This window comes from Streptomyces mangrovi, from assembly GCF_900114215.1.
GTDB classification, from domain to species: Bacteria; Actinomycetota; Actinomycetes; order Streptomycetales; family Streptomycetaceae; genus Streptomyces; species Streptomyces barkulensis.
The window spans coordinates 159,208-169,667 of sequence record NZ_FOSG01000012.1; the positions used below are offsets into that span (position 1 = coordinate 159,208).

9 protein-coding genes and 1 rRNA gene are annotated in these 10,460 nt (G+C 70.1%); 8 read left to right on the forward strand and 2 right to left on the reverse strand.

Translation table 11 applies throughout. From position 1 onward, the window contains the following. Nucleotides 1-252 precede the first annotated feature (252 nt). The 4 genes from BM237_RS18185 to BM237_RS18200 all read left to right on the forward strand — a co-directional run bounded on the left by BM237_RS18185 (nt 253) and on the right by BM237_RS18200 (nt 5,224). Complete coding sequence (locus BM237_RS18185) at nt 253-2,484, forward strand: polyribonucleotide nucleotidyltransferase (RefSeq protein ID WP_093850740.1); 2,232 nt, start codon at nt 253-255, stop codon at nt 2,482-2,484. Between the two features lie 92 nt (nt 2,485-2,576). Further along, nucleotides 2,577-3,920: a M16 family metallopeptidase gene (locus BM237_RS18190; RefSeq protein WP_245793727.1), complete on the forward strand. Its 1,344-nt coding sequence runs from the start codon at nt 2,577-2,579 to the stop codon at nt 3,918-3,920. 84 nt (nt 3,921-4,004) lie between these two features. Then, complete coding sequence (dapB, locus tag BM237_RS18195; protein WP_093850741.1) at nt 4,005-4,757, forward strand: 4-hydroxy-tetrahydrodipicolinate reductase; 753 nt, start codon at nt 4,005-4,007, stop codon at nt 4,755-4,757. A 5-nt stretch (nt 4,758-4,762) separates the two neighbouring features. Next, complete coding sequence (locus tag BM237_RS18200) at nt 4,763-5,224, forward strand: hypothetical protein (protein WP_093850742.1); 462 nt, start codon at nt 4,763-4,765, stop codon at nt 5,222-5,224. A gap of 52 nt (nt 5,225-5,276) precedes the next feature. On the opposite strand, the gene BM237_RS18205 is transcribed toward BM237_RS18200, so the two are convergent. Together BM237_RS18205 and BM237_RS18210 are read right to left on the reverse strand one after the other, a co-directional pair. Then, on the reverse strand, nt 5,277-5,828 hold the full coding sequence (locus BM237_RS18205) for an SCO5741 family PH domain-containing membrane protein (protein WP_093850763.1): 552 nt from the start codon (nt 5,826-5,828) through the stop codon (nt 5,277-5,279). Nucleotides 5,829-5,880: 52 nt separating this feature from the next. Next, nucleotides 5,881-6,120, reverse strand: coding sequence for a hypothetical protein (locus BM237_RS18210; protein ID WP_093850743.1), 240 nt, complete (start codon nt 6,118-6,120; stop codon nt 5,881-5,883). A 271-nt stretch (nt 6,121-6,391) separates the two neighbouring features. Here BM237_RS18210 and thyX point away from each other — a divergent pair, with 271 nt between their 5' ends. From thyX to BM237_RS18230, 4 genes are all read left to right on the forward strand, one after another. Continuing rightward, nucleotides 6,392-7,084, forward strand: coding sequence for an FAD-dependent thymidylate synthase (gene thyX, locus BM237_RS18215; RefSeq protein WP_217655889.1), 693 nt, complete (start codon nt 6,392-6,394; stop codon nt 7,082-7,084). A gap of 166 nt (nt 7,085-7,250) precedes the next feature. Next, entirely contained in the window at nt 7,251-8,150 is a 900-nt protein-coding gene (gene dapA / locus BM237_RS18220; protein WP_093850745.1) for a 4-hydroxy-tetrahydrodipicolinate synthase, read from the forward strand. A gap of 102 nt (nt 8,151-8,252) precedes the next feature. After that, nucleotides 8,253-9,938, forward strand: a complete 1,686-nt coding sequence (locus BM237_RS18225) for a ribonuclease J (protein ID WP_093850746.1) — start codon at nt 8,253-8,255, stop codon at nt 9,936-9,938. A 418-nt stretch (nt 9,939-10,356) separates the two neighbouring features. Beyond that, nucleotides 10,357-10,460: ribosomal RNA gene (locus BM237_RS18230) — 16S ribosomal RNA — on the forward strand; the annotation flags it as partial.

The window sequence follows — 10,460 nt, forward strand, 5'->3', positions numbered from 1 at the left end:
GCAGGGGAACCGCTCCCTTCGCCGTACTCGCGGCACCTCACAGGCACTCACGGAGACCGGAAGCTTTGTAGTCTGGTCCCACAACGACATATGAGAACGAGGCGGAGCGCCTTCACGCCGCCGGTCCTCGGTAGTGGCCCCCGGGCGAAAAGGCCCCGGGAGCTTCGATCGAAGACCGGCCCGCACGGGAAGACGCTCCACCGCAACCGTCCGCGCCACACGGGCACGGACGCAGACGAGGAGAATTCCCTGGTGGAGAACGAGACCCACTACGCCGAGGCCGTCATCGACAACGGATCCTTCGGCACCCGTACCATCCGTTTCGAGACGGGCCGCCTGGCCCGCCAGGCCGCCGGCTCCGCCGTGGCCTACCTGGACGACGACACCATGGTGCTGTCGGCCACCACCGCCTCGAAGCATCCCAAGGAGCAGCTGGACTTCTTCCCCCTGACGGTCGACGTCGAGGAGCGGATGTACGCCGCGGGCAAGATCCCCGGCTCCTTCTTCCGCCGCGAGGGCCGCCCCAGCGAGGACGCGATCCTCACCTGCCGCCTGATCGACCGCCCGCTGCGCCCGTCTTTCAGGAAGGGCCTGCGCAACGAGATCCAGATCGTCGAGACGATCCTCGCGCTCAACCCCGACCACCTCTACGACGTGGTCGCCATCAACGCCGCCTCCTGCTCCACCCAGCTGGCCGGTCTGCCCTTCTCGGGCCCGATCGGCGGCACCCGCGTCGCCCTGATCCGCGGCCAGTGGGTGGCCTTCCCCACCCACAGCGAGCTGGAGGAGGCCGTCTTCGACATGGTCGTCGCCGGCCGTGTCCTGCCCGACGGCGACGTGGCGATCATGATGGTCGAGGCCGAGGCCACCGAGAAGACCGTCGAGCTGGTCAAGGGCGGCGCCGAGGCGCCGACCGAGGAGGTCGTCGCCGCCGGCCTGGAGGCCGCCAAGCCCTTCATCAAGGCCCTGTGCAAGGCCCAGGCGGACCTGGCAGCCAAGGCCGCCAAGCCGGTCGGCGAGTTCCCGATCTACCTGGACTACCAGGACGACGTGTACGAGGCGCTTCAGGCGGCCGTCCGCGACGAGCTGTCCCAGGCGCTGACCATCGCCGGCAAGCAGGAGCGCGAGACCGAGCTCGACCGCGTCAAGGCGCTGGCCGCCGAGAAGCTGCTGCCGCAGTTCGAGGGGCGCGAGAAGGAGATCTCCGCGGCGTACCGCTCGCTGACCAAGGCCCTGGTCCGCGAGCGCGTCATCAAGGAGAAGAAGCGCATCGACGGCCGCGGGCTGACCGACATCCGCACCCTGGCCGCCGAGGTCGAGGCGATCCCGCGGGTCCACGGCTCGGCGCTGTTCGAGCGCGGCGAGACCCAGATCCTGGGCGTCACCACCCTCAACATGCTCCGCATGGAGCAGCAGCTCGACACCCTCTCGCCGGTGACGCGCAAGCGCTACATGCACAACTACAACTTCCCGCCGTACTCCACCGGCGAGACCGGCCGCGTCGGCTCCCCCAAGCGCCGCGAGATCGGCCACGGCGCGCTGGCCGAGCGGGCGATCGTCCCGGTGCTGCCCACCCGCGAGGAGTTCCCGTACGCCATCCGCCAGGTCTCCGAGGCGCTGGGCTCCAACGGCTCGACGTCCATGGGCTCGGTGTGCGCCTCCACCATGTCGCTGCTGAACGCCGGCGTGCCGCTCAAGGCGCCGGTCGCCGGCATCGCCATGGGCCTGATCTCCCAGGAGATCGAGGGCGAGACCCACTACGTCACCCTCACCGACATCCTCGGTGCGGAGGACGCCTTCGGTGACATGGACTTCAAGGTCGCCGGCACCCGCCAGTTCGTCACCGCCCTCCAGCTCGACACCAAGCTGGACGGCATCCCGGCCTCCGTGCTGGCCGCGGCCCTCAAGCAGGCCCGCGACGCCCGCCTGCACATCCTGGACGTGATGAGCGAGGCCATCGACGTCCCGGACGAGATGTCCCCCAACGCGCCGCGGATCATCACCGTGAAGATCCCGGTCGACAAGATCGGCGAGGTCATCGGCCCCAAGGGCAAGATGATCAACCAGATCCAGGAGGACACCGGCGCCGACATCACCATCGAGGACGACGGCACCATCTACATCGGCGCCGCCGACGGCCCGGCCGCCGAGGCCGCCCGCGCCACCATCAACGGCATCGCCAACCCGACGATGCCCGAGGTCGGCGAGCGGTACCTGGGCACGGTCGTGAAGACCACCACCTTCGGAGCCTTCGTCTCCCTCCTCCCGGGCAAGGACGGCCTGCTGCACATCTCGCAGATCCGCAAGCTCGCCGGCGGCAAGCGCGTGGAGAACGTCGAGGACGTGCTGGGGGTCGGCCAGAAGGTCCAGGTCGAGATCGCCGAGATCGACCAGCGCGGCAAGCTGTCGCTGATCCCGGTCCTCGAGGAGGACGAGAAGGAAGGCACCGAGACCACCGACGCGAAGGACACCGCGACCAAGTGACGCGCACGCCCCGTACGACGGCCCGCCCCACCGCCCCGGTGGGGCGGGCCGTCGCCCGTCCTCATCACGCCTCCCGACCGGCCGCCGGACCCGTGCCCGCCCACACCCCCGGACACTGGTCCCCGTCGGCCACCGCCGCCGGAAACGGCGTGGGCACCGTCCGCAAGACCGTGCTCCCCGGCGGCCTGCGGGTCGTCACCGAGTCGGTACCGACCGTCCGCTCCGTCACCTTCGGCATCTGGGCGCGGGTCGGCTCCCGGGACGAGACGCCCGCGCTGGGCGGCGCCACCCACTACCTGGAGCACCTGCTCTTCAAGGGCACCGGGCGGCGCAGCGCCCTGGACATCTCCGCGGAGATCGACGCGGTCGGCGGTGAGATGAACGCCTTCACGGCGAAGGAGTTCACCTGCTACTACGCCCGGGTCCTGGACACCGACCTGCCGCTGGCGGTCGACGTCGTCTGCGACATGCTGACCGGCTCGCTGATCCGCTCCGAGGATGTCGACGCCGAGCGCAACGTCGTCCTGGAGGAGATCGCCATGACCGAGGACGATCCCGGGGACTGCGTCCACGACCTGTTCGCCAGGACCATGCTCGGCGACACCCCGCTGGGCCGCCCGGTCCTGGGCACCACCGACACCATCAACGCCCTCACCCGCGACCAGATCGCCCGGTTCTACCGCCGGCACTACGACCCCACCCACCTGGTCGTCGCCGCCGCCGGCAACCTCGACCACGACACGGTCGTACGCCAGGTGAGCGAGGCCTTCGAACGCGCGGGCGCCCTGGGCCGCACCGACGCCGAGCCCGTCGCCCCCCGGAGCGGCTCGCGCCGCATCCGCACCGCGGGCCGCGTCGACCTGCTGGACCGCGCCACCGAGCAGGCCCACGTCATCCTCGGCATGCCCGGGCTGTCCCGCACCGACGAACGCCGCTGGGCGCTCGGAGTGCTCAGCGCGGCCCTGGGCGGCGGGATGAGCTCCCGGCTGTTCCAGGAGGTGCGCGAGAAGCGCGGGCTGGCCTACAGCGTGTACTCCTACACCTCCGGCTTCGCCGACTGCGGACTGTTCGGCGTGTACGTGGGCTGCCGCCCCAACCTGGTCCACGACGTGCTGAAGATCTGCCGCGACGAGCTCGACCACGTCGCGTCGCACGGCCTGGGGGACGAGGAGCTGCGCCGCGCCATCGGCCAGGTCTCCGGCTCCACGGTCATGGGCCTGGAGGACACCGGCGCGCTGATGAACCACATCGGCAAGGGCGAGCTGTGCTGGGGCGAGCAGCTGTCGGTCGACGGGATGCTCGCGAAGATCGCCTCCGTCACCCCCGACGACATCCGCTCGGTGGCCCGCGAGATCCTGGGATGGCGGCCCTCGCTGTCGGTCATCGGGCCGCTGACCGACCGGCAGAGCGCCCGCCTGGACGAAGCCGTCGCCTGACCGCGGTCCCGACAGGCCCGCCCGGTCGGTTCCGCCCGATCCCGGGCCCCGCAGGGACCCGTACCCGTGAAAGGGAACACGCACATGAGCAAGCTCCGCGTAGCAGTCCTCGGCGCGAAGGGCCGCATCGGCTCCGAGGCGGCCCGCTCCGTGGAGGGCGCCGACGACATGGAACTCGTCGCCGCCCTGGACAAGGACGACTCCCCGGAGGCGCTCACCGAGGCGGGCGCCCAGGTCGCGGTGGACCTGACGCACCCCGACGCGGTGATGGGCAACCTCGAGTTCTGCGTCGGTCACGGCATCCACGGCGTCGTCGGCACCACCGGCTGGACCGACGAGCGCCTCGGGAAGCTGCGCACCTGGCTGGAGGCCTCCCCGGGCACCGGAGTGCTGGTCGCGCCGAACTTCTCCATCGGCGCCGTGCTGACCATGCGCTTCGCCCGGCAGGCCGCCCGCTTCTTCGAGTCCGCCGAGGTCGTCGAGCTGCACCACCCGAACAAGGCCGACGCGCCCTCCGGCACCGCCACCCGCACCGCCCGGCTCATCGCCGAGGCGCGGGCCGAGGCGGGCTGCCCTCCGCAGCCGGACGCCACCACCTCCGCCCTCGACGGCGCCCGCGGCGCGGACGTGGACGGGATTCCGGTGCACGCGGTGCGGCTGCGCGGACTGCTGGCGCACCAGGAGGTGCTCTTCGGCGACACCGGCGAGACCCTCACCATCCGCCACGACTCACTGCACCACAGCAGCTTCATGCCCGGCATCCTGCTGGGAGTACGCCGTGTGACGGGCACCCCCGGCCTCACCGTGGGGCTGGAGCACTTCATGGACCTGGACTGAGAACCATGGGCGGAAAGATCACCTACGCCTTCCTCGCCGTCTCGCTGGTCGCCGTCTTCGCGGTGGTGGCCATGCAGGGCGTGCTGCTGCTGAGGACGGGCGAGCCCGCCGCGATGGGGATGGGGGCCGTCGCCTTCGTCCTTCCGTGCGTCGGCGCCTGGTTCCTGTGGCACAACACCCGCTTCGCGCGGAACGCCGGCCGTCTGGCGCGGGAGCTGGAGGCCGAGGGCGGGCTGCCGCAGGACGGGCCCGCGCGGACGGCGGGGGGACGCGTGGACAAGGCGTCGGCCGACGAGGTCTTCGCCCGGCGCAAGGAGGAGACCGAGGCCGCTCCGGACGACTGGCGCTGCTGGTTCCGGCTGGCCGTGGCCTACCGCGACGCCCGGGACACCCCGCGGGCCCGCAAGGCCATGCAGCGCGCCATCGCGCTGCACGACGGCGGGCCCGTGCGGGAGACCGCCGCCTGAACGGCGTCTGCCGCCCCCGGGCCCGCCGGACCGGTGAGGGCTAGGGGCGGGCCTAGGGGCGGCGGTTCTCCGCGGCCCAGCCCTCGACCACGTCCGCCGCCTGGTCGAAGGAGCCGGGGCGGGACAGGAAGTCGGCGTTGTGGTCGGTCAGCACCGGCCTCAGCGCCTCGCCGCGCCGCGGTTCGACGAGCAGGGCCTGACCCTGCACGGTCCGCGGCAGGCCCAGCCATTTCACCGGCTGCTGCACGGTGCGTACGGCCGAGACCTCGCGCCAGGAAAGCGTCGTGGTCGAGATCAGGCCCACCTGGCGTATCCCGCGGGCGCCGACCCACACTCCCACCCGCAGCAGCCGCAGCGCGTACGCGATCACCAGCGCCGCGACCAGCAGGCACACGACCGCCTCCGCGGTGGCGCCCGCCATGGCGATGATCAGGGTGGACATCAGCATGTAGGCGGCGAGCAGCAGCGCCAGCGCCGCTCCGGCGACCCGCCAGGGGCCCGGCCGGTAGGGGCGCCGCCATCTCTCCCGCTCCTCGTACGGCAGCGGTTCTTCGGAGGCTGTGGCGTCCAGTTCGCCGTCGGCCGTCAGGAAGTGCAGTGGCACGGGATCCTCGCTCACGGACACAGTGGGTGGGGGCCTGTGAGCGAGGAGATTATCAGCGGCTCTCGGCGGCGGTCGGCTGGTCCGGCCTGCCGTCCTGCGGACGTGGGGTCTCCAGGGCCGGCATCCCCAGGAGCAGGGATCCCACGAGGCCGGCGACCACGACCACCCCCAGCAGCACGCGACCGGCCAGGTCCGTCCTCGACGGACGGCGGCGCGGGGGAGTGACGTTACTGCGGAAGTGCCCGGAGTCGGCGACGAAGGCGAAGGGCACGGACTCCTCGCGGCGGACCATCTGCTGCTGCTCCTCAAAGGGGGATCTGTACTGCCACGGGGAGAACGTCCGGGCGTTCGGGCAAGTGCCCGTTTTCTGCGGCTTCCGGAAGAATATCAGCGACCGTGTCCGTCGCCGTGTCCGTCGCCGCGCCCGCGGGGGTGAGCCGGGGGGGCGAGGTCACCTACCGGTTCGCCCCCGCCATAGGCTGTGCGCCACCTCGACTTCCCGCGTGGCACGACCGAAAGGATTCCCGGTGTCCGACGCCCCCGACATCCGCTTCCGCAGTGACATGACCGTCGAGCTGGTCAAACACTCGGCCGCAGACACCGACGTGCTGTGGGCGGCGCGGGTCTCCACCGCGGGTGAGCAGTCCCTGGAGGAACTGGAGAAGGACCCGCAGCGCTCCAGGGGGCTGATCAACTTCCTGATGCGCGACCGGCACGGCAGCCCGTTCGAGCACAACTCGATGACCTTCTTCATCAGCGCGCCGCTGTTCGTCTTCCGCGAGTTCCACCGCCACAGGGCCGGCTGGAGCTACAACGAGGAGAGCGGCAGGTACCGGGAGCTGGAGCCCGTCTTCTACGTGCCGGACACTTCCCGCAAGCTGGTGCAGGAGGGACGTCCGGGCAAGTACCGGTTCGTCGAGGGCACGGCCGAGCAGCACCGGGGCACCGTCCGGACCCTTGAGGACAGCTATCGCCGCTCCTACGAGGCGTACCAGGAGATGCTGGACGCCGGCATCGCCCGCGAGGTCGCCCGCGCGGCCCTTCCGGTCGGTCTCTACTCCTCGATGTACGCCACCTGCAACGCCCGGTCGCTGATGCACTTCCTGGGGCTGCGCACCCAGCACGAGCTGGCGAAGGTGCCCTCGTTCCCACAGCGGGAGATCGAGATGGTCGCCGAGCGGATGGAGGCGCACTGGGCCGGTCTCATGCCGCTGACGCACGAGGCGTTCAACGCCAACGGGCGGGTCGCGCCGTAGCGCACGGACCGCTGCGATCTATGTCCGGATTGCGGCTTTTGGGAATGTTCGTCTACGCTTTTCCCACGGACCCGGCACTGTCTGAACCCCCGAGCGGACAGTGCCGGGCTCCTCAACCGCCTCCCGAGGGCGCACCGGACCTCAGGCTGCGAGTAGCGTGGGACCCATGGCTCCGACCTCCACACCGCAGACGCCCTTCGGGCGGGTCCTGACCGCGATGGTCACGCCGTTCACCGCGGACGGCGATCTCGACCTCGACGGCGCGCAGCAGCTCGCCGCCCACCTGGTGGACGCCGGTAACGACGGCATCGTCGTCAACGGCACCACCGGCGAGTCCCCGACCACCAGCGATGCGGAGAAAACCGAGCTCGTGAGGGTCGTGGTCGAGGCGGTCGGAGACCGCGCCCACGTCGTCGCCGGAGCCGGCACCAACGACACCCGGCACAGCCTGGAACTGGCCCGTGCGGCCGAGCGGGCGGGCGCCCACGGCCTGCTGGCCGTCACGCCGTACTACAGCAAGCCCCCGCAGGAGGGCCTGTACCGGCACTTCACCGCCATCGCCGACGCCACCGGCCTGCCGGTCATGCTCTACGACATCCCCGGCCGCAGCGGCGTCCCCATCAACACCGAGACCATCGTCCGACTGGCCGAACACCCCAGGATCGTCGCCAACAAGGACGCCAAGGGCGACCTGGGGCGCGCGAGCTGGGCCATCGCCACCAGCGGACTCGCCTGGTACAGCGGCGACGACATGCTCAACCTCCCGCTGCTGTCCGTCGGCGCCGTCGGTTTCGTCTCGGTCGTCGGCCATGTGGTCGCCCCCGAACTGCGCGCTCTGCTGGACGCCCACCTCAGCGGCGACGTCACCAAGGCGACGGAGATCCACCAGAAGCTGCTGCCGGTCTTCACCGGCATGTTCCGCACCCAGGGCGTGATCACCGTCAAGGCCGCCCTCGCGCTCCAGGGGCTGCCGGCAGGCCCTCTGCGCATGCCGCTCGTCGAGCTGATCCCGGAGGAGACCGAGCAGCTCAAGCGCGATCTCGCCGCCGGCGGGGTACAGCTCTGAAACAGACTTCACAACTGGATACGGACCAACAACTGCAAGTGCACGACGATCGCGCGCCACGTGCCCGCCAGGGTGCGTGGCGTGCGTGGTGAGGAGAGACTTTTGAGTCACCCGCATCCCGAACTAGGCCCGCCGCCGCCCCTGCCCGACGGCGGCCTGCGCGTCACCCCGCTGGGCGGCCTGGGGGAGATCGGCCGCAACATGACCGTCTTCGAGTACGGCGGCCGGCTGCTCATCGTCGACTGCGGCGTCCTCTTCCCCGAGGAGGAGCAGCCCGGAGTCGACCTGATCCTCCCGGACTTCAGCTCCGTGCGGGACCGGCTGGACGACATCGACGGCATCGTCCTGACCCACGGCCACGAGGACCACATCGGCGGCGTCCCGTACCTGCTGCGGGAGAAGCCGGACATCCCGCTGATCGGCTCCAAACTGACCCTGGCCCTGATCGAGGCCAAGCTCCAGGAGCACCGCATCCGTCCCTACACCCTCGAGGTGACCGAGGGCGACCGCGAGCGCATCGGCCCGTTCGACTGCGAGTTCGTGGCGGTCAACCACTCCATCCCGGACGCCCTGGCCGTCGCCGTCCGCACCCCCGCGGGCATGGCCGTGCACACCGGCGACTTCAAGATGGACCAGCTTCCGCTGGACCGCCGCCTCACCGACCTGCGAGCCTTCGCACGGCTGGGGGAGGAGGGCATCGACCTGCTGCTGTCGGACTCCACGAACGCCGAGGTGCCGGGCTTCACCCCGCACGAGCGCGACATCTCCCAGGTGCTGCGCCAGGTGTTCGCCGGAGCGCGCAAGCGCATCATCGTGGCGAGCTTCGCCAGCCATGTCCACCGCATCCAGCAGATCCTCGACGCGGCCCACGAGTACGGCCGCCGTGTCGCCTTCGTCGGCCGGTCGATGGTCCGGAACATGGGCATCGCCCGGGACCTGGGCTACCTCAAGGTTCCTGCGGGGCTCGTCGTGGACGTCAGGACGCTGGACGATCTGCCGGACGACGAGGTGGTGCTCGTCTGCACCGGATCGCAGGGCGAGCCGATGGCGGCACTGTCGCGGATGGCCAACCGGGACCACCAGATCCGCATCGTTCCCGGCGATACGGTGATCCTGGCCTCCTCGCTGATCCCGGGCAACGAGAACGCGGTCTACCGGGTGATCAACGGGCTGACCCGCTGGGGTGCCGACGTCGTCCACAAGGGCAACGCCAAGGTCCATGTCTCCGGCCACGCCTCGGCCGGCGAACTGCTGTACTTCTACAACATCTGTCGGCCCAGGAACCTGATGCCGGTCCACGGTGAGTGGCGCCATCTGCGCGCCAACGCGGAACTGGGCGCGCAGACCGGTGTGCCCAAGGACCACATCGTGATCGCCGAGGACGGCGTGGTGGTCGACCTGGTCGACGGCAGGGCCAAGATCGTCGGAAAGGTCCAGGCGGGCTACGTCTACGTCGACGGCCTGTCTGTTGGCGACGTCACCGAGTCGTCGCTGAAGGACCGCCGGATCCTGGGCGAGGAGGGGATCATCTCGATCTTCGTGGTGGTGGACAGCACCACCGGCAAGATCACGGGCGGCCCGCACATCCAGTCCCGGGGTTCCGGTATCGACGACAAGGACTTCGAGTCGGTGATCCCCAGGATCGACGAGGCACTGGCCAAGTCGGCTCAGGACGGCATCTCCGAGCCGCACCAGGTGCAGCAGCTCGTCCGCCGTGTGGTGGGCAGGTGGGTGTCGGACAACTACCGCCGCCGGCCCATGATCCTCCCCGTGGTCGTCGAGGTCTGAGGCTCAACCGAGGGCGGGGCACCCGGATTTGCATCCGGGCGCCCCGCTCCAGTACGTTTAAGCCTCCGCCGAACGGGAACCGGAACCAGTCCTGCACTGGCAGGTTCCCGGCAGCCGGAATCAGTGAACGGGACGGAAACGGACCGGAAAATGGTTCTGGTAAGGTTGGAAACATCGAAGGGAAGCGCCCGGAGGGGCCCCGGAAGGGGTGCCGAAGGAAGCGTCCGTTCCTTGAGAACTCAACAGCGTGCCAAAAGTCAACGCCAGATATGTTGATACCCCGTTCCCGGGCCGCTCGGCCGGGGAATGAGGTTCCTTTGAAACATCACACAGCGAGGACGCTGCGCACCGCGGAAATCATTCCTTTCCGCCGGTGCCGCTCTGCGCGGATGTGACACCCCGAGTACGGGGAAAGGCATTCACGGAGAGTTTGATCCTGGCTCAGGACGAACGCTGGCGGCGTGCTTAACACATGCAAGTCGAACGATGAACCTCCTTCGGGAGGGGAAGAGTGGCGAACGG

What these genes read in the sequence shown, in the direction of transcription:
- dapB (WP_093850741.1), top strand. Translation starts at nt 4,005, where the DNA reads ATGAGCAAGCTCCGCGTAGCAGTCCTCGGCGCGAAGGGCCGCATCGGC.
- BM237_RS18200 (WP_093850742.1), top strand. Translation starts at nt 4,763, where the DNA reads ATGGGCGGAAAGATCACCTACGCCTTCCTCGCCGTCTCGCTGGTCGCC.
- BM237_RS18210 (WP_093850743.1), bottom strand. Translation starts at nt 6,120, where the DNA reads ATGGTCCGCCGCGAGGAGTCCGTGCCCTTCGCCTTCGTCGCCGACTCC.
- thyX (WP_217655889.1), top strand. Translation starts at nt 6,392, where the DNA reads ATGACCGTCGAGCTGGTCAAACACTCGGCCGCAGACACCGACGTGCTG.
- dapA (WP_093850745.1), top strand. Translation starts at nt 7,251, where the DNA reads ATGGCTCCGACCTCCACACCGCAGACGCCCTTCGGGCGGGTCCTGACC.